The organism is Massilia rubra, from assembly GCF_011682065.1.
In the GTDB taxonomy this organism is placed as follows: Bacteria; Pseudomonadota; Gammaproteobacteria; order Burkholderiales; family Burkholderiaceae_D; genus Telluria_A; species Telluria_A rubra.
The window spans coordinates 112,711-138,046 of sequence record NZ_VUYU01000014.1 but is presented as its reverse complement, the minus strand read 5'-3'; the positions used below and the strand labels follow the sequence as shown (position 1 = coordinate 138,046).

Genomic DNA, 25,336 nt, shown 5'->3' with positions numbered 1-25,336 from the left:
ATCGCAATGGTCGAGCCCTTCTGTGCGCAAGCGAACTTATTGCGCAGCATGGCCGGATGAGCCGGGTCGCGCGGACCGATCAGCGGGTGTTCACCCGCCGTTCACCACATCAGCTCGAAAAACTCCCCATTGGTTCAATTGCGCACATTGATGCGTATCAGTTTGCGCATTGAGCGCGCGCTGATACTGAAAGAAGACCAACCAGGAGCAAACGTGAGTAACCCCGGCGACGAGCAAGCGACCATCCTGCACGACCCGCATGCCTCTTTCATCGAGAGCCTGGCGGTATTCACGCGCCAGCACCGGGCCGGGCACTGGTCGGGCACCTTCGCGCAGTTCATGGAACAGGTGCTGCAGCGCACGCCTCAACAGGTCGCGCGCAGCTCGCACCAATATATATGGGACATGATCCGCGCCACCTGCACCGATGGTGGCGACGGCCATTTCCGCTGCCGCCTGTTCGGGGAAGACCTGTTCGGCATCGACGACGCCATCGACCGCGTGGTCGACTACTTCAAGGCCGCCGCCGCCGGGTCCGAGGTCGGGCGTCGCCTGTTGCTGCTGCTCGGGCCTCCCTCGGGCGGCAAGTCGACCCTGGTCATCCTGCTCAAGCGCGGGCTGGAAGAATACAGCTACACCGACGACGGCGCACTGTACGCCATCGGCGGCTGCCCGGTGCGCGAGTCGCCCCTGCACCTGATTCCGCACACCCTGCGCGCCAGTTGCCGCAACACCTATGGCATCGATATCAGCGGCGACATCTGTCCGCATTGCCGCGCCCGTCTTGAAGACCAGTACGCGGGCGACTTCATGCAGATGCCGGTCGAGCGCTTCTTCGTGTCCGAAGCGGGGCGCAGCGCGATCGGCACCTACGCCCCGCACGACCCCACCACGGCCGACCTGGCCGACCTGGTCGGCTCGGTCGACCTGTCCAAGGTGGCGCAATACGGCGACGAGGGCGATCCGCGCGCGTGGTCGTGGTCGGGCGCGGTGTACGCGGCCAGCCGGGGCGTGCTGGAGATGATCGAAATTCTCAAGGTCAAACGCGAATTCCTGTACCTGCTGCTCACGCTCACGCAAGAAAAGAACGTCAAGGTGTCGCGCTTTCCGCTGATCTACCTGGACGAAACGATCCTGGCGCACACCAACCTGGCCGAATTCCGCCGCTTCCTGCAAGAAAGCGAGAACGAGGCGCTGCTCGACCGCATGGTGATCATCCAGGTGCCGTACACCCTCAACTACAAGGAGGAGGCGCGCATCTACAAAAAGCTCATTTCCTCGGCCGCGCCGGCGTTTCGCGACGTGCACCTCGACCCGCACGTGCTGCACGCGGCGGCCGTGTTCGCGATCCTGAGCCGCAGCCAGGACGGCGACGACAAGGAGGTTGAACTGGTCAGGAAGGTGCGCATTCACGCCAACGAAGAAGTCGACGGCATGAACCGCGCCGACGTGCGGCGCATCAAAGAAAAGGACAAGACGCCCGACGAAGGCCTGGCCGGCGTGTCGCCACGGTTTGTGATCAATGCCTTGTCGAACGCCATCATCAGCTCCAACCGCAAGAGCCTGTCCACCATGGACGTGCTGCTGGCCCTGAAAGACGGGATCGAGAGCGACGCCCGCATCGACCCCAAGAAGAAGCGCAAATGGGTCGATTACCTGGTGCTGACGCGCAAGGATTTCTACAACCGCTGGGTCAAGGAAGACGTGCACAAGGCGTTGTTCGTCTCCTTCGAACAGGAGGCCCAGGACTTGCTCAACAAATACCTGGACGAGGTCGAAGCCATGCTCGACAACCGCCAGATCAAGGACCCCATCACCAACGAAGAAAGGCGGCCCGACGAACGCTTTTTGCGGGCGGTGGAAGAAAAAATCCATATTTCGGAGTCGGGCAAGCAATCGTTCCGCCAGGAAGTGGTGCGCAAGGCGATGGGCGCCTACAAGCGCGGCGCCAGGTTCGGCCTCGACAGCCATCTCCAGCTCAACGACGCGGTACAGCATTACCTGTTCGACCAGCGGCGCGATGTGCTGCGCCTGGTCGGCTCGGCCAAACGGCCGGACGACGAGATCCGCACCAAGATTTCCGCCGTCGAGAAACGGCTGGTCGACGAATACGGCTACGACAGCCACAGCGCGCGCGAAGCGCTGAACTATGTCACCACCTTGCTGGCCCAGGAATAGCGCGGAGAAACGGCGTGAGCACTTCAATCGACACGGCATGGTACGACCTGTTCTCGCGCGGGGCGCGCGACTGGCTGCGCCACAACGACAAGGTGCGCGAGGCCGTGCAACACCACCTGCCCGAGATCATTGCCGGCCCCGACCTGATCACCGGCCCGCAAGAGCGCACCGTGCAAGTGCCCGTGCGCATGCTCGAACACGCCCGTTTTCGCCTGGCCGACGCCCGCAGCGCGACCGGCGCCGGCCAGGGCGCCGGTAAACCAGGCGATGTGCTGCTGCCCGGCACGCCGGAGCAAGACGGCGGCGACGCCCAGGACGGTGGCGGCAACGACAATGGCGAGGTGACCTTGCTGCTCGAACTGTCGATCGACGAGGTCATGGACTGGGTGTGGGAAGAACTCAAGCTGCCTGAGCTCACACCGAGGAACAGCGCCCGCATCGACGAGGTGGAACTGGTGCGCGAAGGCTGGGACAAGCGCGGCGCCCGCGCGCGCCTGGACCGGCGCCGCACCGTCAAGGAGGCGATCAAGCGGCGCGCCGTGCAAGCCGACGCCTTGCCATTCACCAACGACGACCTGCGCTTCCGGCAACTGGTGACGCGTCCGCGCCCGAGCACCAGCGCGACCATGTTGTTCGTGCTCGACGTGTCGGCCAGCATGAGCCGGGTCGAACGCAAGCTGGCCAAGTCCTTCTTTTTCTTCGCGCTGCAAGGCATCCGGCGCCAGTACGCCAAGGTCGATACGCGCTTTATCGCCCACACCACCCACGCCTGGGAGTTCTCGGAGCGCGAGTTTTTCCAGGTGTCGGGCATGGGCGGCACCATCGCGTCGAGCGCATTCCGGCTGGTGCTCGACCTGATTCGTACCGAGCTCGACCCTGCGCAACACAATCTGTACATGTTTTACGCGTCGGACGGCGAAAACTTTTCCGAAGACCGCGCCGCCGCCAGCGCGGCGCTGACCGAACTGGGCAAACTGTTGAATTACACAGGCTATATCGAAACCCTGCCCGGCGTGCCGCGCGCGCTGGAGACCGAAACGCGGCGCCTGTGCAACGAGCTGGAGCGGCGTGGCGTCCACATCGGTAGCACGGTGCTGCGCACGCCGGACGATGTCTGGAGCGCGCTGCGCAAGTTCTTCACCAGCGAAGGCGCGCACGCGTCGGCGCAGGCGGCCAGATGAACACGCCGGCCGCCGTCCTGGCCGACTACACGGCCCGCCTGGAAGCGCTGGCGCTCGACCTGGGCATGGATTTCTTCCCGGTCAACTTCGACCTCGTCCCAAGCACCTTCATGGTCGAGATCGCCGTGTACGGATTACCGGTGCGCATGCGGCACTGGTCCTTCGGCGTGCGCTACATCCACCAACTGGTGCGCCAGCACATGGGGCACTCGAAGATATTCGAAGTCATGTTCCCGGGCGACCCGTGCCACGCCTTCATGCTTGAGCAAAATTCGCTGGCGGAAAACACCCTGGTGACCGCCCACGTGCTCGGCCACGCCGATTTTGCCAAGAACAATCAGTTGTTTGCACGCTTCATGGCCATGGCCGGCAGCCATATCCTCGAACAGAGCGCCGCCCGCGCGCACCGGCTCGAACGCGCGCTTGCCGCGCACGGGCAGGCGCGGGTCGAAGCGGTGCTCGATGCCGCGCTGGCGCTCGAAACGCATATCGACATCAACCAGCCCTTGCACCGGCCACGCTATCCCGAATTCCTGGCGCCGCGCGCCGGCCCTGCGCCCGATCAGTTCCGCGACCGTTTCGCGCGCTTGCCCGGCGAGCACGCCGAGCCGCCGCGCAACGATGCGCCGCAACGCGCGCCGCTGCCACCCCAGCCCGAATACGACCTGCTGTGGTTCATCGCCCAGTACGCGCCCGACCTGGAAGACTGGGAGCGCGACGTCTTCCTGGCCGTGCGCGAAGAAGCCTACTATTTTCATCCCATCCACGCCTGCCAGATCATGAACGAAGGCTGGGCCTCGTACTGGCATGCGCGCTTGCTGCGCGAAGCCACCTTTTTGCCGCATGAGCTGTATGTGTCGGCGGTCAAGTCGCATTCCGACGTGGTGCGCCCGTTCGCCAGCGGCCAGCAGCTGGCCCTGTCGCTCAACCCCTACCACCTCGGCTTTTCGCTGTGGGAGCACATCATCGACAAACACGGGCTGGAGCGGGCGCGCCAGATCTGCCGCGAAGAAGACGATTTCGGTTTCGTGCGCAACTACCTGGACCAGGAACTGGCGGACAAACTCGACCTGTTTGTGTACGAGGCGCGCCAGGACGGCGACGCCAAAATTGCCAGCCGCGACATCCATCAGATCCGCGAAGCGATCCTGGCGCCCAAGTTCAATTTCGGCGCCCCCTGCATCGCGGCCGCACAGGTCGGCGCCGACGGTGCGCTCACGCTGCAGCACGACTACCTGCGCGACGGCCGCGGGCTCGACTTGCCGCAGGCCGAAAAAGTGATGGACTACGTGGGACGGGTGTGGCGCCGCCCGCTGACCTTGCGCACGGTCGACTTTCGCGGCATCGTGCGCGTACTGCCGGCGCGCACATCATGACAGTCAACGCGCCGCCATGCCGCACGCTGCGACTGCGTGCGCCGACTGGGCCGGCTACGAGCGCGACGTGCCCAGATGCGCCACATACCAGTCCAGCGCTTCCCGCAAGCCCTGTTCCAGGCGGTGCGTGGGCTGATACCCAAGCAGGCGCCCCGCCTTGGAAATATCGGCTTGCGAATGCCGCACGTCGCCCACCCGGAATTCGCCGTACTCCGGCTGGTAATCTTCCAGGTGGGCGAAGCGTCCGGCCAGCAGCGCATGCATCATCGCGTACAGTTCGTTCAGGCTGGTGCGCGCGTTCACCGCCACGTTGTAGACCTGGTTGACGGCCGCCGGATCGTCGACCAGGCTCGCCAGCAGATTGGCCTGCACCACGTTATCGACAAAGCAAAAATCACGACTGCTGTCGCCGTCGCCATTGATGCGTAGCGGCCGGTTGTGGATCATGGCGTAAAACCACTGGGGAATCACGGCCGCGTACTCGCCGCGCGGGTCCTGGCGCGGACCGAACACATTAAAGTAGCGCAAACCAACGGCGTCAAGCGCGTAGCAGCGCGCAAACATGTCGGCATACACTTCATTGACGTGCTTGGTGAGCGCGTACGGCGAGAGCGGCCGCCCGATGTGTTCCTCCACCTTGGGCAGGTCGGGATGGTCGCCGTAGGTCGCACTCGAGGCTGCATACACGACGCGCCGCACCCTGGCGTCGCGCGCAGCCACCAGCACGTTCAGGAAGCCGATCAGGTTGACGTCGCTGGTGAGGATGGGGTCGGCAATCGAGCGGCCGACCGAGCCCAGCGCAGCCTGGTGGAGCACGAAATCGACGTCCTGGCAGGCGCGCCGGCAACTGTCCAGGCAGCGGATATCGCCCTCGATAAAGTGGAAATTCGCCCAGGCCGATGCCGGCACCACGGCGCGCACTTGCGCCAGGTTGGCGCGATAGCCAGTCATCAGGTTGTCCAGGCCGGTCACGCGCTGGCCGAGCTTGAGCAAGGTTTCCAGCAAATTCGACCCAACAAAACCGGCCACGCCGGTGATGAGCCAATGATGGCGCGTCTGGCGCAAGCCCGACAGGACCTGCTGGTAAGGGCTATTTTCGGGGGTGCTCAGCATCAATATCTCCAGGCAGGGCGGACTGCACCAGCGCCGCACCTGCACACACTGCGGCAACGCGTCGGCCAGGACCGACGAGGCGCCAATGATAGGGAAACCGGCGTCCAGCAGGCCGGCAACAGCGGTACGTCACAACGCCGGAGAAGCCGACGCCCTGCCCGGCGGCCACACGAGAGCGTCTCAGGAAATTCTACGGAGCAGCGCTTGTTAACTTTTGATTTAGAGCAACTTCATGCCGATCAGGCCGTCATTTGCGCAAACGTAAAATATTGACGCAACACAATGACTTGCCGCGCCGACTCCCTACCCTAGGCAAGATGCCAGCACGCTGGCGCGTCAGGAGAAGCCCATGTCCCATTCCATTTCCCGCTGGCCGCGTCCGCTTGCCGCCATCGCCATCGCCTTTGCCCTTCTGTTGGCAGCCGTGCTCGGCGGATGCAAGCCGAGCGACCCCGCAGCCCTGGTGGCCGAGGCCAGGCAACATCGCACCAAGGGCGACTTACGGGCAGCAGTGATCGTGCTGAAAAATGCGATCCAAAAAAATGGCGCCGACCGGAATGCCCGCCTTTTGCTCGGCGAGGTGTATCTGGAGCAAGGCGATGCGCCCTCGGCCGAGAAGGAATTGCGGCGCGCACGCGAACTGGGCGCAAACGCGCACGCTCTGCAACTCCTGCTGGGCCGGGCCATGTTAATGCAGGGCCAGCATGAACGCCTGCTGGCCGAGATCGGACCCACCGCCGCGCCGGCCGAGCCTCCCGCCCTCCTGGCCTTGCGCGCGAACGCCCTGCTCGGCAACGGCGACAGCGCCCAGGCCGGCGCGCTGTTTGCGCAAGCGCTCAGCATGCAACCGGACTTGCCCGACGCCCTGCTCGGCATGGCGCGCATGGCACTGGCAGGCAAGCAAGACGCCGAGGCAGCCACGCTGATCAAGCGCGCACTGGCCGCCCATCCGGACAACGTCGATTGCCTGCGTTTTCATGCCGATTTGCAGCGCGCAGCCGGCAAGCCGGCAGAGGCGCTGGCCGCGCACCAGCGCATCCTCGCCTTGCAACCCTATAACGTCCAAGCGTTGCTGGATGTGGCAAACCTGCACCTCGACGCCGGCCAATTCGGTCCGGCGCGTCAATCGATCGCCGCCGCGCGCAAACTGGCCGGCGCTTCGCTGCCGGTGGTGTACGCCGAGGCCATGGCCGACTTCCGCGAGCACAAGCTGAATGCCTCCCTGGCATCGCTGCAACAAGTGCTGCGCGTTGCGCCCGACTACTATCCCGCCATCTTGCTCGCCGGCGCGGTGCAATCGGGCCTGGGGGCGACCGGACAGGCCGAGGGACTTTTGCTGAAATTTCTCACCGCCTATCCGGGCGATGTGTACGCCACCAAACTGATGAGTGCCTTGCACGTGCGCGCGAATGCCCCCCAGGCAGCGCTCGACCTGCTGACGCCCTTGCTCGAGAAATACCCCGCCGATGTCGAACTGCTGACCCTGGCCGGCGAAGCGAGCCTGCGCGCCCACAAGTTCGGACCCGCCACCGGCTTCTTCGAACAGGCCCTCGCGCTCGATCCGAAAGCCACCTCGCTGCACACCTCGCTGGCATTAAGTCGCCTGGGCAGCGGCGACACCGGGCGTGCGGCGGCCGAACTGGAGCGCGCTGCCGCGCTCGACGGCGGCGCGCCCAGCACCGGCGTACTGCTGGTGATGACCCATCTGCGGGCCAACAACACCGACAAGGCGCTCGCCACCATCCTGGACATGGAGCGGCGCGGTGACAATCCCCTGGTCCAGAACTTGAAGGGCGGCATTTACCTGGCGCAGCGCGACGCTGGCCTGGCACGCGCTAGTTTCGACAAAGCGCTGGCGCTCGAACCGCTGTACCTGCCCGCGCTGGCGAATCTGGCCCAGCTCGATCTGATCGAAGGCAAGCCGGCCGACGCCCGCAAGCGCTATGAAGCGGCGCTGCAAAAAGCGCCGCGCAACGGCGCCCTGCTCGAAGCGCTGGCCGGCCTCGCGCAACGTGAAGGAAAGCCTGGCGACGCCGTCGCGTGGCTGGAGCGCGCGCGCAACATCGAGCCCGAGGCCGTGCCGCTGGCGCTGCGCCTTGCCGACATGTACGCCCGCGCCGGCAGCAAGGACAAAGCCCTGCGGCTTGCGCGCACGCTCCAGAGCGCCAATCCCGCCAACCCGCAAGCTGCCGAGACGCTCGCCCGGATATACGTGCTCAACAACGACCTGACTGCGGCCATCGAAGCCTACGGGCGCCTGGCGGCCCTGGTTCCAACCTCACCCGTGCCCCTGTTACGAATGGCTAACTTGCACGTGGAGAAGAAAGACGACAGTGCCGCGCTCGCGCTGCTGCGCCAGTCGCTTGCCATCGAACCGACCTCGTTCGACGCGCAGATCACCTTGATCAACCTCCTGCTCAGGCAACAAAAATTTTCCGACGCGCGCGCCGTTGCGCTCGACGCGCAGCAACGCAAACCGGATTCCGCAAACGGACACAAACTTGAAGGTGACGTGCATGCCGCCCAGGCACAGTACGCGGCCGCGCTCGCCGCATGGGAGCGCGCCTTCGCCCGCAAGGCCGACGGCGCCTTGCTGATCCAGATGCACGGCGCCCTGAACAAGCTCGGCCGCGCGGCGGAGGCCGATGCGCGCATGGTCCAGTGGTTCAAGGAGCATCCGGCCGACGTGCCGGCGCGCCTTTACTACGCCAGCAGCAAGCTGGTCGCGAACGATCACAAGGGCGCCATCGGACAACTGGAAGCCATCCTCAAGGCCGATCCGGACAACATCATCGCGCTCAACGACATCGCGTGGGCCTGCCAGCAGAGCGGCGATGCGCGCGCACAAGCGTTCGCCGAGCGCGCGCATGCGCTGGCGCCCGGCAATCCGGCCGTGCTCGACACGCTCGGCTGGATTGACGTCGAGCGCGGCAACCTGGCGCGCGCCGTGCCCCTCCTGCGCAAAGCCAATGCCTTGGCACCGGCGGCGGGCAATATCCACTTCCACCTGGGCACGGCGCTGGCGCGCTCGGGCGACAAACGGGCCGCGCGCCGCGAGCTCGAACGCCTGCTCGCGCAGCCGCAACGCTCCGCCCATCATGAAGAGGCCGCCGCCCTACTGCGCACCTTGTAGTGCGGCGCCTTGCTGCATACCTTGCAGGCCGGTGCCGTCGGTAAGCGAACCGGCCCGGAACCTGGCCCGTCCGCTACGGCTGGCAGGCCCGCCTGCAACAGCCACGCCGGGACGCCCAGGGATGCGCGTCGACCGCCAACGCACGCCGCCGCGCGGCAGTGCCGGCACACCACGCCCCGCCGTCGACCGCTGTCGCACGACGTCGCACGACGCCGCATTGCAGTGCCGCCGTGCCACGCCGCCGGCATCTGCTGACCGGCGGCGCCACAAGCCTTACGTCCTTCCCGGCTCGTAACGTCCCGGCGCGATGATCCCGGCCGGGTCGAGCGCCTTCTTGATCCGGGCCACTGTCTCCCAATACACATCGCCATGCGGATCGAGTTGCGCCATCGACTGATTGCCCACCCGATAAGGAATATAGCCAGCGTTCATCACGCTGTCGAAGACCGCCTGATAGCACTTTTTTGCACGTATCACTTCATCCGCATCCTCCTTGTCATAGGCAATTGTCAGCACCGCACCCAGCGCGCGTTCGTTGATCATGCTAAATGTCACAAACAAATCGAAACCGTGCGCGGCGAACAGCGGTTCGACCAGCGCATGCAACTCCAGCACGTCGGCGCCGCGCATCGGCAGCACCGGCGAGATCCACAACATGCCGCAGTTGTCCTGCGCCGGATCGGCCCGCAGCGGAAAGCCGGCCGGCAAGGCCGCGCGCCGTCGCCAGTAGGCGCCCGCGAGAAAGCGCCCGTTCGGCTTGCCCCGGTTCATCGCGAACAGCGCTTCGCCCAGCCCAAGCTGCGCGCGCAGGCGCTGTCCGGCCCGCGACGAACCCAGCACACGCGCAAACACGGCCCCCCAGCGTAGCTTGCGCTCGCTCAAGAACGCGGTCTGCGCGCGCGTGCCGCGCAAGGCCTTTTTGATCGCCGCGCGCGCCGCCGCCACCTGCGCGGCGCTGCCATACAGCGCGCCCGATACGGTCCAGGCGCCAACCGCCGCCGCCTCGCGCATGGCGCCACGCACCGCCGGCGGCAAACAGGATTGGTCGGGCGCCAGCGAACGCGGAAACACGCGCCCGCCGGAAATCACGCGCAAGTCATTGCCAATATGGACAATGCTGCGCAAGGTACCGTTCATGCGCAACGGCCGCAGCGCATCGACCACCGCCGCGATATCCACATGATCAGACACCGTGCACAGAAAATGGTTCACGCATGCGGCGGCGGGCACCAGCCAGATGCCGATCCGCGTGACGATGCCGAAGTTCGACTGGGTGAACATGCCATCGATGAACGGCCCCACGCCGTAGGGAAACAGGTGGGTCGCGCGCGCGCCCGGATAGTGGCCGAAGCCGGTGTCGAGCACGGCGCCGCTGGCCAGCACGACGCGCATGCCGGAAACGTGCTGCAGCCGGTTGCCGTACGGCGAGTGACCGAAACCCCGTTCCAGGATGTTGCCCATGAAGCTGGTATCGGGACCGGCGCCGGTGCAATCGATCCACCAGTCCAGTTTTTCGGCCTGTAAATAATCCGACAACTGCTGCTGGGTCACGCCCGGCTCGATCACGGCGTAGCCGAGTTCGGCGTCGACGGTGACGATCCTGTTCATCCGGCCCAGGTCGACGATCAGTTGCGCCTCGCCCACCGCGCAGGCGTCGCCATAGCCCCAGTTGCGCCCGGTACTGAGCGGATACAGCGGCAAGCCCAGCTCCGCTCCCAGCCGCACCACGGCCACCACCTCGGCCTGGGTGGCGGGCGCCACCACCGCCAGCGGTGTAGTGGCGCGCGCGGCGGTGCTGCAACTGTAGCGCCTGAGCGCGTCGAGCTCGGCGCTCGCATGGTCCGCTCCGACGATCGCGCGCAGCGCCGCCAGCACCCGGTCCTGCCCGGCCGTGGCCCCATCCGGCCCGGTTTGTCGGAATTTTTGCTCATCGAAAATGTGCATCGCGCCCCCGTCTCAGTGATGCCCGCCGTTCAGGCGCGCGGTGATGCCCGCTTCGTCCCACACCGGGAAAAAATAGGGGTAGAAAGAGCGCTCGTCGCCATGCTGCTCCATCAGCCCTCCCCATTTGCGGATCTGCACTCCCATTTCTTCCAGCGGCAGGCGCAGCAAAACCGCCGGGGCCCCGACCCGGCTGCACGGACGTTCTTCGCCGAAGTCGCTGAAACCGAGCATGCGCTTATAGAACATCACGTGGCGGGGATTGACTTCGATCACGTAATCGCTGAATCCGTGCAGCTTGTGCGAATACAAATACGAAATATGGATCAGCGCGGCGAAGACGCGCTTGGTAACGCCCTTGTCGATCGCCAGGCGCGACGGCTCGCACAAGCGCCGGCCCTGGCTGCGCAGCGCATCGAGCTTGTCGCGAAAATTGTCATCGGCCGGCAGCCCGAATGCGCTGTCGAGGCACAGGCTCATGGTGCCGACCAGTACTCCACCGGTCTCGGCATACAGCGTCACCTTGTTCGGATCGTGCTGCAGGCTGGGCTCGAAGGCATAGCCGCGCCAGCCGTACATCTTCCGGATCAGGAGGCTGGCAGCCTCGCGCCGTCCGGCCGAATTGGCCAGGCGGATATGGAAAACCTGTAGCTGTTGCCCGGTATCGGGCGCCGCCGGCGGCGCCTCGCTCGGTTCCGGCGCGCGTAAGCCCGCCGGCATCTCGAAGGTTGCAATCGGTAGATCGTCTTGAAACATGGCTCTCTTCCTTCCACGTGATCGCACGGTCCGCCTGCCGGTCCGCGCGCAAAGTTGTGTAGGTCAGACAGGGCCATCAGTAAGGAAGTTCACGCTGTGCGCCGAGACATTGTTCTGCAACAAACATGGACAGTCGGGAAATTTTCCATCCCGCCGGGAAATACGAGAAACTGCTCAGCCATATTCAACAACTCATTGATAACAAAGGAAAAGGTGAGCTGGCACGCTTGCTGCATAGATGGTTGGCACGGCGGCGCCGCAAGCTGTCGACGCTTCCCCACCTGATCCCACCGGAGAGTCAATTATGAAACTAGTCCCGACATCCCTGATGAAACATGCGGCGATTGCCGGTCTCTGCCTGGCCGCAATGAACGGCGCGCGCGCCGATGCATTCGCCCAGTCCGTCCTCCTGATCGACAATTTCCGCCTGCTTCATTCCAGCGGTGACGCCTTCAAATCGACAGATTTCACCACGCTCGTCGACAGCGTCAGCGCCCGCGCCACCGCGTCTCTCAACGGCGTGAGCTCCACCGCTACGCTCGACGGCAGCACGCCAGACGTGGCGCACCAGTTCGTCGGCCTGCCGACGGCTCCGCGCGCCGAAAACGACTTTGCCCACTTTTCAGCACTGCCAAGCCTGCCCGGTACCTTCGGCTATGCCGACCAGAACATGACCGGCAGCGCCATGACCATCGGTTCGCAACAGGCCGGGGCCCGGGTCGACACGCGCGCCGACGCTTCCCTGGGCAGCGACGGCAAGGCCGGCGGCGAGTCCGACGTCGGTACCTTGGCCTTATTCAAATTCACTCTCGGCACGAGCGAGACCATGTCCATCTCCTTCGACGCCAGGCCGATGACGCAGGCCTATGCCAGCAACGGCAGCGGGAGCGGGACCAACGCCATCGCCCGCCTGGCATGGAGCGTGAATATCAAGAATGTGGAAACCGGCCAACTCATGCTCGACTACTCGCCCGGCAAACTCAACGGCGAGAGCTTGTCAAGCCGCAATGGCCAGGCCTTTGGCACTTCCACCTTCGACCCGGGCTGGCTGAACTTTTCGGCCAAGTCGCTCCAGCTCAACGCCAACGATACGTATATGTTGACCATCAACCAGGGCACGTTTGCCAACGCCATGCAGAAGACGGCGGTGCCGGAACCGGGCAGCCTGGCGCTCTTCGGCCTCGGCCTGCTGGGAATGTCGCTGATGGCGCGGCGTCGCAAATAGGACGGCCATGCAGACAAGAAGAACAAGGTGGCCACGCTGTTTGCGGCCATTCCAGGGCCCGCAGCCGGTGCTGCGCGGTCGGCGCCGGCTGGGGATGCGGGTGTCGGACCGCCCCGCCGGGCCCTGATGCACGGCTCGCTGTCAGCCGGCATTTTTCCGGTCAGGAGCGCGCCTGACCGGGCAATTTTTTTGGCAGGGACAGGCTGCGGGCGCATGCTCTTTTTACGCTTGACGCGAATCAACGCGCCCGTGATCAGCGGAAACTTACAGTTTCCACGGACATATAATCGAACGAGTAGTGAAGCTGGCAGTGTCGCTTCCCATCGCCGCCCGACTTACGGAGACCCACACGATATGGAGGACTTCATCAGCCAGTTGCTGCTGCATGTAAGAGGCATCTGGAAATATCGCTGGCTCGCCATCGGCACCATGTGGGTCGTGGCATCGCTGGGCTGGGTGGTGGTGCTGCGCCTGCCGAACGACTACCAGAGCTCTGCCCGCGTGTTTGTCGATACCCAGAGCATCCTCAAGCCGCTCATGGCCAGCATGACCAGCATGCCGAACGTGCAGCAACAAGTATCGATCATGAGCCGCACCCTGCTCAGCCGACCGAACCTGGAGCGCGTGTTGCGCATGGTCGACCTCGATGTGGACGCCACCACGCCGCGCCAGCGCGAACACCAAATCGACGAACTGGCCACGCGCCTGAAAATTTCCGGCACCACCACCAACGATATCTATTCGATCACCTACGGCGGCGACAATCCCAAGCAGGTGCGCGACGTGGTGCAAGCCTTGCTGACCATCTTTTTGGAAGGCAGCTTCAAGGGCAAGAAGGCCGATTCCCAGCACGCCATCCGTTTCATCGACGACCAGATCAAAAACTACGAGCAGCGCCTGGTGGCGGCCGAAAACACGGTCAAGGAATTCAAGCTGCGCAACAGCGCGCTGCTGCCGCGCCAGGGCGTCGATTACAGCGCCCAACTGGCCATCGCCAGCGATGCCCTCAGCACCGCGCGCATCGACCTGCTCGAAGCCGAGCAGGCGCGCATTGCGATCCAGGCGCGCATCAATGGCGACCCGCTGCCGGCCGGGGCCGATCCGCGCCCGCGCGCCATCGTCAATCCCGACATCGACGCCCGCATCGCCGCCATCAACAAGAACCTCGACACCTTGCGCCTGCAATACACCGACCTGCACCCGGACGTGGTCAGCGCGCGCCGCCTGCTGGCCCAGCTCGAAGCGCGCAAGATCGAGGAAAGCAAGCTGGCCCAGCGCGATGGCGACCCCGGCCGCTTTTACAGCCCCATGCTGCAGCAGCTCAAGGTGGCCCTGACCGAGGCCGACGCCAAGGTGGCGGCGATGCGGGTGCGGGTGCACGAATACAGCGTGCGCCACGAGCGCCTGCGCGAACAGAGCAATGCCGTGCCGGAAGTCGAATCGCAACTGGCCCAGCTCAACCGCGATTATGAAATCAACAAGGACAACTACGAAAAGCTGATCGCACGGCGCGAGTCGGCCAGGCTCTCGGGCGACCTGAGCTCCTCGACCGAGATGATGACGTTCCGCATCATCGATCCGCCCACCATGCCGATCTCGCCGGTCGGCCCCAACCGGCGCCTGTTCCACACCGGCGTGCTCTTGATCGCCCTGTGCGCCGGGATGGGCGCGGCGCTCCTGATCAGCCAGGTCCGTCCGACGTTTGTGAGCCCCAGCGCGCTGCGCGAGATCACCGGACTGAACGTGCTCGGTACGGTATCGATGACCTGGAACGATGCCGAACGCACCAAGCTGCGCCGGGGGCAATACCTGCTCGGCGCGGCCTTCACCGCCTTGCTCGGCCTGTACGGCGCGATCATGGCATCCGGATTTCTCACGGGCTAAGCCCCAGGGAGTACAACGTGGACAGTTCCCCTATTCCGGCCGCTGCGCCGCACGGCCCCGACGCGCCCGCCGGCGCCCACAACGCCGAGCAGTTGCGCGAAGTCGACATCAACCTGGCGCGCCTGCAGCAGATGGGCATGGTGACCCATGACGGCGGGCGCACCAGCGTGGCTGAAGATTTTCGCATCATCAAGCGCCCGCTGCTGCGCAATGCGCGCGCGGCGGTGTCCGGCGGGGTCCGGCACGGCAACCTGATCGTCGTCACCAGCGCCCTGCCGGGCGAAGGCAAGACCTACTGTGCGATCAACCTGGCGATGAGCATCGCCATGGAAAAAGACCACACCGTGCTGCTGGTCGACGCCGACGTCGCGCGTCCCTCGGTGCTGCGCACGCTCGGCCTGGCGCCGGGACTGGGGCTGATGGATATCTTGCTCAATGGCGACCTGAGCCTGTCGGACGTGATCCTCAAGACCAATATCCCGACCCTGAGCCTATTGCCGGCGGGGCGCAACAACAAGCACGCCACCGAACTGCTGGCCAGCCACGCGATGAGCAAGCTGCTCTCGGAAATTGCCAACCGCTACCCGGACCGGATCGTGATTTTCGACTCGCCGCCCTTGCTGCTGACCACCGAAGCGGCGGTGCTGGCGGCGCAGATGGGCCAGGTGGTGATGGTGGTCGAGTCCGAGACGACGACCCAGCGCGAAGTCAAGGAAGCGCTGCTGCGGCTCGACAACTGTGCCCACGTCGACCTGATCTGCAACAAGGCGCGCGCCTTCAACGGCGGCGACTACCACGGCTACTACGACTAGCCGATGCCAAACAACAAGCTGGTGTCAGGTCTGACATTCGGACACGGGCTCGGCAGCGATGCAGTTGAGTTCGTGTCCGAATGTCAGACCTGACACCGATGTGTAGTTGAGGGCGGCGCTATCCGCGCCATCCTGTTTGTTCCCGTTCGCCCGATTAACCTTTGGAGTCGACCATGACTACTTCCCTTGAACCGCCGCGCCTCGTGGTGCATCTGATCCACCAGCTCGACATCGGCGGCCTCGAAAACGGCCTGATCAACCTGATCAAGCACATGCCGCCCGAACGCTATCGGCATGCCATCGTCTGCCTCAAGGATTATTCGGAGTACCACGCGCACATCAAGCAGCGCGGCGTCGAGATTATCAGCCTGAACAAGCGCGAAGGCAAGGACTGGGGCCATTACCTGCGCCTGTTCCGCGCCCTGCGCGCGCTGCAGCCGGACTTGATCCACACGCGCAACCTGTGCGGCATCGAAGGCCAGCTGGTGGCCGCCCTCGCCGGCGTCAAGCTGCGCGTGCACGGCGAGCATGGCCGCGATATGAGCGACCTGTACGGCAAACGCCTGAAATACAAGCTGCTGCGCCGCCTGCTGCGTCCGCTGATCGGCCACTTCATCGCCGTCAGCGCCGACCTCGAGCATTGGCTGATCGACAGCGTCGGCGCCGAGCCCGAAAAAGTGTCGCAGATTTCCAACGGGGTCGACAGCATCCAGTTCCACCCGCGCCTCGGCCCGCCGGCGGCGATCGGTCCGGCCGGCTTCATGCAGGATAACGCCTTCGTCATCGGCAGCGTCGGGCGCATGGAGGAAATCAAGGATTACGCCACCCTGGTCGAAGCCTTCCTGCGCCTGATCGCCTCGCCCCATCCAGCCCACCAGCGCATGCGCCTCCTGATCGTGGGCGACGGCCCGCAACGCGCCGCCTGCCTCGACACCCTCACGCGCGCCGGCGCCGCCCACCGCGCCTGGCTGCCGGGCGAGCGCACCGACATCGCCCAGCTGCTGCGCGCCATGGACCTGTTCGTGCTGCCGTCGCTGGCCGAAGGCAGTTCCAACACCATCCTCGAAGCCATGGCGACCGGGCTGCCGGTGGTGGCCACCGCCGTCGGCGGCAATCCGGTGCTGGTGCATCCCGGTTTTACCGGCATCCTGGTGCCGCCCCGTGCGCCCGACCTGATGGCCGCCGCCATCGCCGACTACTGCCGCATTCCGGACATGGCGGCGCGCCACGGCATGCGCGCGCGCGGCCAGGTCATCGCCAGGCACAGCCTGCCCGAAATGGCGCGCGGCTATCTGCGCGTGTACGATGCGCTGGCGCACCCGGACGGCGGTTGCCCTGGGCCGGCCGCGCACTCGTAGCAGGCGTCATGTTCATGTAGCAGGCGTCACGGGCAGGCCAGCGCGCCCTGGCGCGCCTCGTGCAGTTGCGCGTAACAGGCCGCCAGTTGCCGCGCCACCCGCTCCCAGCTGTCGCCGCGCACCAGCGCGCGCACCTGTTCGCGCGGCGGCGGCGACACCAGCAGGCGCAGCACCGCGCGCTGCTGGGCGTCGGTATCGTTCCAGTCCACCCGCGCCAGCGCGAACCCGGCCCCGGCCAGGCTCAAGGGCGAGTCGCGCGCGATCAGCATCGGGCAGCCGGCCGCCAGCGCCTCGCGCAGCGCCAGCGCCGTTCCCTGGCCGTCGCCCGGCGCGATGCACAGCGCCGCCGCCGCGTAGGTACTGGCCAGCATCGCTTCATCCTGGCGCAGCGCGCCCAGGCACGTCAGGCCGCGCACCGTGCGCAGCGCGCGCAGATAGTCCTGGTCGCGTTCGCCGGCCTCGCCCACCAGCACCAGCGGCAGCGACAGCGCCGCCATGGCCTGCGCCATCGCCAGCTGGTTCTGGTAGGGCGAAATCGGGCCGGCCATCAGCGCAAACGGCCCGAGCATGCCGGTGCGTTTGCGAAACAGCTCGCCATCGGCCGCCAGCAAGGCCGGGTTGACGCCGTTCGGCAGCACCCGCACCCGCTCGCTGTCGATCAGGAAACCGGCGCCGATGGCTTGCTTCTCGGCTTCGCCGAGCGCCACGATCAGGCTGGCCTGCTGCAAGGCGCGCCGGGTCTGCGCGTAACCGGACTGCACATTCCACGAGGTCAGGTTGCCCAGCCGATGGTCGGCGGCGCGCGCGCTGGTGCCGCTGGCGCGGTTCCAGCCCGGCGCGATCAGCGGGGTCAGCACCACCGGCACGCCTTGCTCCACGGCCGCTTCCACCAGGCGCTGGTTGCCGTGAGTGGCCGAGAACACGTGGATCAGGTCGAACTGCTCAAGTCGGCTGGCGTAGGGATTGACCAGTTCCACCGCGATCCCGGACCCCTCCTGCGCGCCCAGCCGCACCAGCGCACGGATGGTTTCGCGGACCTGCTGCTGGACGCCGTCTTCGCGTTCGAACAACATGGGATAAGACAAAATTCCGATACGCATGCACGCCTCCATTGTCAACACGGGCCGGTCGCCAGGGACCAGCAAGGCGGGCGGCATGAGAATACTCAACAAGTGGCCACCCGCGCTGATTTAGTATTGCCTCAACTTAAGAGTTTCAGTGTACCGACGGGCACAGGCGCATCATTGAGGCAAGTCAAGTAGTTTCACCGAAGAAAATCCCATGCGCGTTCCGCTTTCGATTCTCATTTACCAGCGCGTGCTGGCCACGCCCGACCCCTTGTTTCCCGAGTGCCTGCACGCGCGCCGCTTCGAGCAGCAGTTGCGCCTGTTGCGCCGCTGGTTCCGCCTGATGCCGCTCTCGCGCGCCGTCACCCACCTGGCCGAAGGCACCTTGCCGGCGCGCGCCGCCTGCCTGACCTTCGACAATGGCTACGCCGAGCACGCCTCGGTCGCCCTGCCCCTGTTGCAGCGCTATGGCGTGCCGGCCACGTTTTTTGTCGCCGCCGGCTACCTCGACGGCGGCTGCACCTGGAGCGACATCGTTACCGAAGTGGTGCGCAACGCGCCGGGCGAGCGCCTCAACCTCGGGCGCAGCGGCTTTGCCAGCTACGACATCGGCTGCCCGGTGCGGCGCCGCGCCGTGATCGAGATGCTGCTGGCCGCGCTGCGCCTGCTGCCGCCGGCCGAACGCCTGGCGCGCACCCTGTCGATGGCGCGCCGCCCGACCCCGACCATGATGAGTTCCGACCAGTTGCTGGCCCTGCACCGCGCCGGCATGGACATCGGCGCCCATCCCTTGCATCACACGGTGCTCTCGAGCCTGTCGAACGCCGCCGCGCGCGCCGAAATCGCCGAGGGCCAGCGCCGCATCGAAGAGCTGATCCGGGCGCGCGTGAAGCTGTTCGCCTACCCGAGCGGCAAGCCGGGCGAGGATTTCGAGCAGCGCCACGGCTTGATGCTGCGCGCCCAGGGCTTCGAGGCCGCCGTCGGCAGCGCGCGCGGCGCGGCGCGCAGCGGCAGCGACCTGTTCGCCCTGCCGCGCTTCACACCCTGCGAGCAGGGCAGTGGCGGTTTTCTGCTGCGCATGGCCGGCAATCTGTTTACGCGCGCATAAAGCGCGCGCCGGCGCTACCCGCCAATCAGGCCGCGCCCGCCATCTGCGCGGCCAGCAGGCGCCGGTCGAAGGCGCCGTCGGGACTGCGCGGCAAGGCCGCCGCGCGCACTTGCGCCAGCAGCGGCATCATGTAGAAAGGCAATTTTGCGCGGCAGGCGGCCAGCACCGCCGCCGGGTCCAGCAGGCATCCCGAGCGCGCCGTGACCGCCAGCGCGATCGACTGTCCCAGTACCGGATGATCCAGCCCCAGCGCCGCCGCTTCCTCCACCATCCCGGTCGCGTACAGGACTTCCTCGATCTCGCTCGGGCTGACCCGGTAGCCGCCGGTCTTGATGGTTTCGTCGCTGCGCCCGATAAAGTACAAGAACCCCTCCTCATCGATGCGCACCGTGTCGCCCGACCACAACGCCAGCTCCGCCAGCGGCAGCCCGTCGCGGGACGGCAGCGGGCGGAAGCGCTCGGCCGTGCGCGCCGCGTCGTTCCAGTAGCCGAGCGCCACCAGCGGGCCGCGGTGCACCAGCTCGCCCGGCTCGCCCGGTGCGCACGGCTGGCCGTCGGGCCGCAGCACCAGCACTTCGGCGTTCGGAATGGCCTTGCCGATCGAATCCGGGCGCAGCGCGAGCTGCTCCGGCCCCAGGCAAGTCGAGCGGAACGCCTCGGTCATCCCGAACATCTGGTACAGGCGCGCCTGCGGCAGGCCCCGGCGCAGCGCGTCCAGGGTCGCGCGCGGCAGCACCCCGCCCGAACTGGTCAGGTAACGCAGGCTGCACGGCGCGCTCCAGTGCAAGTCGGCCAGCTGGATCCACAAGGGCGGCAGCGCGGCCAGGCCGGTGATGCGTTCGCACGCCACCAGCTCGGGTATATCGCGCGTCAACAGCGGATTCATCAGCACCACGGCGGCGCCGGCCGCGAACGCGCTGGTCAGCTGGCTCAGGCCGTACGCCAGGCTGAGCGGTAAAAGCGCCAGGATGCGGTCTTGCGCCGTGTGCCCGAGCTCGGCGGCCGCACTGGCCGCGCCCGCCACAAGGTTGCGGTGCGACATCACCACGCCCTTGGGCGCGCCGCTCTCGCCCGAGGTGTACAGCAGCGCCGCGATGTCGGTCTCGATGCGCCGGTGCGCGGGGAGCACGGGCGCGGCGGCGGCGCGCCGCATCCAGCCATCCCAGCCGAGCACGCCCAGCCCGGGCAGCATGCCATCCTCGCGCCCGGTCTGCAGCACGCAGCGCAGCGCCGGGCACTGGCCCAGTTCCAGGTCGAGCGCCGCCAGCCGTCCCGGCGAGGTGAGCAGTACGCGGGCGCCGCAGTCGCGCAGCAGATGGCCGACCTGGGCCGGTTTCAGCAAGGGATTGACCGGCACGAACACCAGCCCGGCGGCGGCCGCGCCGAACAGGGCCAGCACCGTCTCCTCGCATTTGTCGAGAAACACGGCGACCCGTTCGCCGCGCGCCAGTCCCAGGCCCAGCAAGCCCTGCGCCGCCACGTCGATACAGCGCGCCAGCTGGGCATAGCCAAGGCTGTTGTCGAGATAGCGCAAGGCCAGCGCCTGCGGCGTGCGGCGCGCGGCCTCGGTGATCAGTTCGTGTACAAGCTGGGCCATATAGTTTCCTCATAAATTGTTTCTCAATGGAATCAATGATTGAGAAAAACGGCCACGCTGTCCTTGACGCGGGTCAAACAAGCGCATGGCACTCTTGAGCTTGTGCGCGCTCAAGAGGCGCGCAATTTGCGGGGTGTTTAATGAAACCGGTTCCGCGGACACGACCGGGGCGAGGGAACCGACCATTTCAACCGCAGCGCGCCCGAAATACTGGGTCCCGACCGGCTGCCGGGGACCGTACAGGAGATCCGAACACCATGAATGCGCCCCTGTTGCCGCTACCGCGCGTGTATCCGTTTTTTTTCGATGTCGATCCCGGCACGCGTTTGAGCCTGTATCACGCGCCCGCGCCCCAGGTACGCGCGCGCGGGGCGATCCTGTACGTGCATCCCTTCGCGGACGAACTGAACAAGGCGCGCCGCATGGCCACCTTGCAAGCGCGCCGGTTCGCGGCGGCCGGCTACGCGGTGCTGCAGATCGACCTGTTCGGCTGCGGCGACAGTTGCGGCGACCTCAGCCTGGCGCGCTGGGACATCTGGAAGCGCGACCTGGCCATCGCGGGCGCCTGGCTGAGCGAGCGCGCCGGCGGCGGCCCGATGCACCTGTGGGGCTTGCGCCTGGGCGGCCTGCTGGCCCTGGACGCGGCCTGCACCATGGCGGTCGACGGCGTCATCCTGTGGCAGCCTTTCCTCAACGGGCGCACCTGCATCAACCAGTTTTTGCGCCAGGACCTGGCCGCGCGCATGCGCAGCGCCGACCTGGCCGATCCGTCCCTGCTGGGCACCACCGGCCAACTGCGCGCCGAGCTGGGCACGCGCGGCATGCTCGAAGTGGGCGGCTACGAACTGGTCGCGCCGCTGGCGTGCGCCATCGACGCCTGCGACGCCGCCGCGCTGCCGCTGCCGCCCTGCCAGGTGCACTGGTTCGCCAGCGGCTCGCCGGCGCCGGCGCGCCTGGCCGCAAGCGCCGAGCGCATCGCGCGGCGCTGGAGCGCGCGCGGGACCACCCTGCACTTCCACGCGCTCGAGGGGCTGCCGTTCTGGGGCCCCAACGACATCGCCGAGTGCCCGGCCCTGCTGGCCGCCACCAGTGCAGTCTTTACGGGGGATGACTAATGTTTGCCGAACAACGCGTCGTGCAGTTCACCTGCCAGGGCAGTTCCCTGATCGGCATCCTCGACCTGCCCGAACGCCCGCTCTCGCGCGGCGTGCTGGTCGTCACCAGCGGCCCGCAATACCGGATCGGCCATCACCGCCATTTCACCTTGCTGGCGCGGGTGCTGGCCGGGCGCGGCATCCCGGTGCTGCGCTTCGACCATCGCGGCATGGGCGACAGCGAGGGCGAGGCGCGCTCCCTCGACGCCGTGGGCGAGGACATGCATGCCGCCGCCCGCGCCTTCTTCGCCCAGGTGCCCGAGATGCGCGAACTGGTGCTGTGGGGCTTGGGCGACGCCGCCATGGCCGCCCTGCGCTACGCCCAGGCCGACCAGCGCGTCTCGGGCGTGGTGCTGCTCAATCCCCGGCTGGCGCCGCGCGCGGGCGAAGCCGAAGCCGAAGCCGAAGCCGGGCCGGGCGCGCTGGCGCAGCGCGTGCTGGCGGGACTGGTTGGCTTCGACGGCGCGGCGCTGGTGATCCTCGGCGGCGCCGACCCGGCCGCGCAGCAGTTGCCGGCCCTGGTCGCGCGCCACGAGCTGCGCTGCAAGTGCGTCACCATCGCCGGCGCCGGCCGCACCTTCGCCAGCCGTGCGTGGCGTGACGAAGTGGCGGAGATCAGCGCGAACTGGATCGCGTCGTGGTGATACGGATGGGGAACGTCACGGCGAGATCCTGATGCCGTGATGGTGCATCAGGTCGTACAGGGTCGGGCGGCTCACGCCGAGCAGCTCGGCCGCCTTGACGATCGACCCGTTGGTGCGCGCCAGCGCGGTGACCATCACCTTGTATTCGGCGGCGTCGCGCACCTGGCGCAGGTTGACCGGCGCGTCCGGCTGCGGCACGCCGCCCAGGCCCAGGTCGCGCGCGCCGATCTGCGGCCCTTCGGCCATGATCACCGCGCGCCGGATGCAGTTTTCCAGCTCGCGCACGTTACCCGGCCAGCCATACTGCTCGATCGCCAGCACCGCATCTTCGGTAAACGCCGGCACGCTGCGCCGCTCCATCAGGCTGGCCTGGTGCTTGAAATGGTGCGCCAGCAGCACTGCGTCGCCGACCCGTTCGCGCAATGGCGGAATGGCCAGCACCACTTCGCTCAGGCGGTAGTACAGATCCTCGCGAAAGCGGCCCTCGCGCACCAGTTTGGGCAAGTCCTGGTGGGTGGCGCAGACGATGCGCGCGTCGATCGCGATTTCGCTGCGCCCGCCGATGCGCTCGATCACGCGTTCCTGCACGAAGCGCAGCAGCTTCGCTTGCAGCGCCATCGCCATGTCGCCGATTTCGTCCAGAAAGAACGTGCCGCCCTGCGCCATCTCGATCTTGCCCAGGGTTTGCTGGCCGGCCCCGGTAAACGCACCCTTTTCGTGGCCGAACAATTCGCTCTCTAGCAGGTCGGCCGGAATGGCGGCGCAGTTGATCGCGACAAAACGCTTGTCGTGGCGCGCCGACAGGTCGTGCAGGCCGCGCGCGAACAGCTCCTTGCCGCTGCCTGAGTCCCCCAGCAGCATCACCGTGGCCGACGACGGCGCCAGTTTTTCGACGCTGCGGCACAGGCGCAACATGCCCGGATCGCGTGTGACGATGCGCGCCAGCGGCGAGTCGGACCCGATCTGCAGCATGCGCTGGTTCTCTTCCTGCATCGCGTGCAGGTAGTAGGCCCGCTCCACCACCAGCTTGAGGGTGTCGGGGTCGAACGGCTTCTGGTGGAAGTCGTAGGCGCCCATGCCGATCGCCTTGAGCGCGTGAACGCGCTCCTGGTTACCCGACAAGACGATCACCTTGGTGTCGGGCGCCTCGGCCAGCAGCGCCTGCAAGGTGCCCAGGCCCTCGGTGGCGCCGTCCGGATCGGGCGGCAGGCCCAGGTCGAGCGTCACCACGGCGGGCCGGTGCCGGCGCAACTGCGCCAGGGCGCTCTCGCGGTCCTCGGCGATCAAGACATCGTAGCCGTCGAAGCTCCAGCGCAGCTGCTTTTGCAGGCCCTTGTCATCCTCGACTACCAACAGCTTCTTTTTGCCCATGATGCAGCTCCTTGTAAGAGATGGGTCGCCTTCAGCGGCTTCCCTTGCCCAGCAAAACCACCTGCACCGTATCGATCAGGATCAGCAGATCGAGGAACAGGCTATTGTTCTTGACGTAATAGAGGTCGTATTGCAGTTTCTGGATCGCGTCTTCGACCGAGGCGCCGTACTGATAGCGCACCTGGGCCAGGCCGGTCACGCCCGGCTTGATGCTGTGGCGTACGTTGTAGTAAGGGATATCGCGCGCCAGCTGGTCGACGAAGAACGCGCGTTCCGGGCGCGGGCCGACGAAACTCATCTCGCCCTTGAAGACGTTGAGCATTTGCGGCAGCTCGTCGATGCGCAACATGCGCAGGTAATGGCCGACCCGGGTGACGCGCGGATCGTTGGCGGCGGCCCAGGTAGGCACGCCAGGGGCCTCGGCGTTCTTGCGCATGCTGCGGAACTTGAGCACATTGAAGATCGCGCCATCCTTGCCGACCCGCTCCTGCTGGTAGAACACCGGCCCGCCGTCCTCGAACACGATGGCGGCGGCGGCCACCAGCATCAGCGGCAGCGAGACCATGGTGATCAAGCCGCTGGCGACCAGGTCGAAGCTGCGCTTGACGCTGGCGCGCCAGAAGCTCTGGTCGAAACCGCCGCCGAAAATGAGGTAGCTCGGCTGCAGCGAATCGAGCCGGATCTGGCACGCTTCGCGCTCGAAAAAGGTGGCCGCGTCGGTCACGCGCACGCCGCCGAGCGCGCAGGCCAGCAGCTCGCGCACCGGGAACTCCTTGCTGCGCCGGTTAGTCACCGTCACCACCAGTTCGCGCGCTTCGTAGCGGCGCGCCATCGACAGCAGCGACTCGCCCACCGGCAGCAGCTGCGAGGCCGGCACGCAACTGTCTTCGCCGGCGATCGGCACGCAGCCGACCACGCTGAACTGATGAAAGCCGATCTTGCTGTGCGCCAGGTCCATGCATTCGCGCGCCAGCGGGCCGCTGCCGACAAAGATCAGGCGCGCTTCGAGCAGCGCCGATTCGGCCGACTTGAACACCACCAGGCGCGTGAGCACCACGGCGGTGGCGCCGATGGCGAAGATCACACTGCTGATGCCGCGCCCGAAGTAGAACTCCGGGCGCACCGCGATCAGGGCGGACAGCAGCCCGAAGCCCAATGCAAACGAGGGCATGATGCGGATCAAGGTGGTGCGGATGCCCTCGCGCGAACTATGCTGGTACATCCCGAGCGCGCTCATGCTGAAAATGATCACCAGCGCGAACGTCAGCGAGGACAGGTACAGGTTGTCGGCCCTGAAATTGCCATGCTGGTCCGAAAACCACAGCACCGAGGCCACGCTGGCTGAGGCGAGCAACATCAACAGTTCGAGCAACAACAGCACGAACGCCATTTTGGATACATAGTGACTGAAAATGCGGATCACGCTTCCCCCATGCCA

At 66.3% G+C, this 25,336-nt stretch carries 19 protein-coding genes; 12 read left to right on the top strand and 7 right to left on the bottom strand.

What is annotated here, in order from left to right; translation table 11 throughout:
- Window positions 1-213: 213 nt before the first annotated feature.
- Genes F0185_RS20570 through F0185_RS20560 form a run of 3 tightly spaced genes read left to right on the top strand, consistent with a single transcriptional unit; the run spans window position 214 to window position 4,735 of the window.
- The gene (locus F0185_RS20570) at window positions 214-2,178 is read left to right on the top strand and encodes a serine protein kinase (RefSeq protein ID WP_370664044.1); all 1,965 of its coding nucleotides are present in this window, start codon (window positions 214-216) and stop codon (window positions 2,176-2,178) included.
- 14 nt (window positions 2,179-2,192) lie between these two features.
- On the top strand, window positions 2,193-3,359 hold the full coding sequence (locus F0185_RS20565) for a DUF444 family protein (RefSeq protein ID WP_370664043.1): 1,167 nt from the start codon (window positions 2,193-2,195) through the stop codon (window positions 3,357-3,359).
- Window positions 3,356-4,735, top strand: coding sequence for a SpoVR family protein (locus tag F0185_RS20560; RefSeq protein WP_167227583.1), 1,380 nt, complete (start codon window positions 3,356-3,358; stop codon window positions 4,733-4,735). Before F0185_RS20565 ends, F0185_RS20560 begins: the two co-directional genes overlap by 4 nt.
- 54 nt (window positions 4,736-4,789) lie before the next feature.
- On the opposite strand, the gene F0185_RS20555 is transcribed toward F0185_RS20560, so the two are convergent.
- A complete protein-coding gene (locus F0185_RS20555; RefSeq protein ID WP_167227581.1) occupies window positions 4,790-5,848 on the bottom strand; it encodes an SDR family oxidoreductase in 1,059 nt (352 codons plus the stop codon).
- 349 nt (window positions 5,849-6,197) lie between these two features.
- On the opposite strand from F0185_RS20555, the gene prsT reads away from it, so the two are divergent.
- A complete protein-coding gene (gene prsT / locus F0185_RS20550; RefSeq protein ID WP_167227579.1) occupies window positions 6,198-8,981 on the top strand; it encodes an XrtA/PEP-CTERM system TPR-repeat protein PrsT in 2,784 nt (927 codons plus the stop codon).
- Between the two features lie 273 nt (window positions 8,982-9,254).
- Here the strand turns inward: prsT and F0185_RS20545 are convergent, their stop codons facing one another.
- Together F0185_RS20545 and F0185_RS20540 are read right to left on the bottom strand one after the other, a co-directional pair.
- Entirely contained in the window at window positions 9,255-10,925 is a 1,671-nt protein-coding gene (locus F0185_RS20545) for an FAD-binding oxidoreductase (RefSeq protein ID WP_167227577.1), read from the bottom strand.
- Window positions 10,926-10,937: 12 nt separating this feature from the next.
- On the bottom strand, window positions 10,938-11,678 hold the full coding sequence (locus F0185_RS20540; protein ID WP_167227575.1) for an N-acyl amino acid synthase FeeM domain-containing protein: 741 nt from the start codon (window positions 11,676-11,678) through the stop codon (window positions 10,938-10,940).
- Between the two features lie 125 nt (window positions 11,679-11,803).
- On the opposite strand from F0185_RS20540, the gene F0185_RS20535 reads away from it, so the two are divergent.
- From F0185_RS20535 to F0185_RS20515, 5 genes are all read left to right on the top strand, one after another.
- On the top strand, window positions 11,804-11,986 hold the full coding sequence (locus F0185_RS20535) for a hypothetical protein (protein ID WP_167227574.1): 183 nt from the start codon (window positions 11,804-11,806) through the stop codon (window positions 11,984-11,986).
- Window positions 11,983-12,903, top strand: coding sequence for an EDSAP-1 family PEP-CTERM protein (locus F0185_RS34475; protein ID WP_223164543.1), 921 nt, complete (start codon window positions 11,983-11,985; stop codon window positions 12,901-12,903). The genes F0185_RS20535 and F0185_RS34475 overlap by 4 nt, the downstream gene beginning before the upstream one ends.
- A gap of 354 nt (window positions 12,904-13,257) precedes the next feature.
- Window positions 13,258-14,787: an XrtA system polysaccharide chain length determinant gene (locus tag F0185_RS20525; protein WP_167227572.1), complete on the top strand. Its 1,530-nt coding sequence runs from the start codon at window positions 13,258-13,260 to the stop codon at window positions 14,785-14,787.
- 17 nt (window positions 14,788-14,804) lie between these two features.
- Complete coding sequence (locus F0185_RS20520) at window positions 14,805-15,599, top strand: XrtA-associated tyrosine autokinase (RefSeq protein ID WP_370664042.1); 795 nt, start codon at window positions 14,805-14,807, stop codon at window positions 15,597-15,599.
- 173 nt (window positions 15,600-15,772) lie between these two features.
- A complete protein-coding gene (locus F0185_RS20515) occupies window positions 15,773-16,957 on the top strand; it encodes a TIGR03088 family PEP-CTERM/XrtA system glycosyltransferase (RefSeq protein ID WP_167227571.1) in 1,185 nt (394 codons plus the stop codon).
- 26 nt (window positions 16,958-16,983) lie between these two features.
- On the opposite strand, the gene F0185_RS20510 is transcribed toward F0185_RS20515, so the two are convergent.
- Window positions 16,984-18,057 (bottom strand): glycosyltransferase, encoded by a 1,074-nt coding sequence (locus tag F0185_RS20510; RefSeq protein WP_167227569.1) that lies wholly within the window; start codon window positions 18,055-18,057, stop codon window positions 16,984-16,986.
- Between the two features lie 181 nt (window positions 18,058-18,238).
- On the opposite strand from F0185_RS20510, the gene F0185_RS20505 reads away from it, so the two are divergent.
- The gene (locus tag F0185_RS20505) at window positions 18,239-19,132 is read left to right on the top strand and encodes a polysaccharide deacetylase family protein (RefSeq protein ID WP_167227567.1); all 894 of its coding nucleotides are present in this window, start codon (window positions 18,239-18,241) and stop codon (window positions 19,130-19,132) included.
- Window positions 19,133-19,157: 25 nt separating this feature from the next.
- Here the strand turns inward: F0185_RS20505 and F0185_RS20500 are convergent, their stop codons facing one another.
- Entirely contained in the window at window positions 19,158-20,729 is a 1,572-nt protein-coding gene (locus F0185_RS20500; protein WP_167227566.1) for an acyl-CoA ligase (AMP-forming), exosortase A system-associated, read from the bottom strand.
- A gap of 257 nt (window positions 20,730-20,986) precedes the next feature.
- Here F0185_RS20500 and F0185_RS20495 point away from each other — a divergent pair, with 257 nt between their 5' ends.
- Window positions 20,987-21,844, top strand: a complete 858-nt coding sequence (locus F0185_RS20495; RefSeq protein ID WP_167227564.1) for a hydrolase 2, exosortase A system-associated — start codon at window positions 20,987-20,989, stop codon at window positions 21,842-21,844.
- Window positions 21,844-22,527, top strand: a complete 684-nt coding sequence (locus tag F0185_RS20490; protein ID WP_167227562.1) for a hydrolase 1, exosortase A system-associated — start codon at window positions 21,844-21,846, stop codon at window positions 22,525-22,527. The genes F0185_RS20495 and F0185_RS20490 overlap by 1 nt, the downstream gene beginning before the upstream one ends.
- Before the next feature lie 15 nt (window positions 22,528-22,542).
- Here F0185_RS20490 and prsR read toward each other — a convergent pair whose 3' ends face one another.
- Both prsR and F0185_RS20480 read right to left on the bottom strand, forming a co-directional pair.
- Entirely contained in the window at window positions 22,543-23,898 is a 1,356-nt protein-coding gene (gene prsR, locus F0185_RS20485; protein WP_167227560.1) for a PEP-CTERM-box response regulator transcription factor, read from the bottom strand.
- A gap of 31 nt (window positions 23,899-23,929) precedes the next feature.
- Window positions 23,930-25,321 carry a TIGR03013 family XrtA/PEP-CTERM system glycosyltransferase gene (locus tag F0185_RS20480; RefSeq protein WP_167227558.1) on the bottom strand — a complete coding sequence of 464 codons (1,392 nt, stop codon included), beginning with the start codon at window positions 25,319-25,321 and terminating at the stop codon, window positions 23,930-23,932.
- Window positions 25,322-25,336 lie beyond the last annotated feature (15 nt).

Bases quoted from the DNA above. Each gene is read 5' to 3' on its own strand.
- F0185_RS20500 (WP_167227566.1), bottom strand. From the start codon at position 20,729: ATGGCCCAGCTTGTACACGAACTGATCACCGAGGCCGCGCGCCGCACG.
- F0185_RS20545 (WP_167227577.1), bottom strand. From the start codon at position 10,925: ATGCACATTTTCGATGAGCAAAAATTCCGACAAACCGGGCCGGATGGG.
- F0185_RS20560 (WP_167227583.1), top strand. From the start codon at position 3,356: ATGAACACGCCGGCCGCCGTCCTGGCCGACTACACGGCCCGCCTGGAA.
- F0185_RS34475 (WP_223164543.1), top strand. From the start codon at position 11,983: ATGAAACTAGTCCCGACATCCCTGATGAAACATGCGGCGATTGCCGGT.
- F0185_RS20505 (WP_167227567.1), top strand. From the start codon at position 18,239: ATGCGCGTTCCGCTTTCGATTCTCATTTACCAGCGCGTGCTGGCCACG.
- F0185_RS20540 (WP_167227575.1), bottom strand. From the start codon at position 11,678: ATGTTTCAAGACGATCTACCGATTGCAACCTTCGAGATGCCGGCGGGC.
- F0185_RS20535 (WP_167227574.1), top strand. From the start codon at position 11,804: ATGGACAGTCGGGAAATTTTCCATCCCGCCGGGAAATACGAGAAACTG.
- F0185_RS20510 (WP_167227569.1), bottom strand. From the start codon at position 18,057: ATGCGTATCGGAATTTTGTCTTATCCCATGTTGTTCGAACGCGAAGAC.
- F0185_RS20525 (WP_167227572.1), top strand. From the start codon at position 13,258: ATGGAGGACTTCATCAGCCAGTTGCTGCTGCATGTAAGAGGCATCTGG.
- prsT (WP_167227579.1), top strand. From the start codon at position 6,198: ATGTCCCATTCCATTTCCCGCTGGCCGCGTCCGCTTGCCGCCATCGCC.
- F0185_RS20490 (WP_167227562.1), top strand. From the start codon at position 21,844: ATGTTTGCCGAACAACGCGTCGTGCAGTTCACCTGCCAGGGCAGTTCC.
- F0185_RS20555 (WP_167227581.1), bottom strand. From the start codon at position 5,848: ATGCTGAGCACCCCCGAAAATAGCCCTTACCAGCAGGTCCTGTCGGGC.
- prsR (WP_167227560.1), bottom strand. From the start codon at position 23,898: ATGGGCAAAAAGAAGCTGTTGGTAGTCGAGGATGACAAGGGCCTGCAA.
- F0185_RS20515 (WP_167227571.1), top strand. From the start codon at position 15,773: ATGACTACTTCCCTTGAACCGCCGCGCCTCGTGGTGCATCTGATCCAC.
- F0185_RS20495 (WP_167227564.1), top strand. From the start codon at position 20,987: ATGAATGCGCCCCTGTTGCCGCTACCGCGCGTGTATCCGTTTTTTTTC.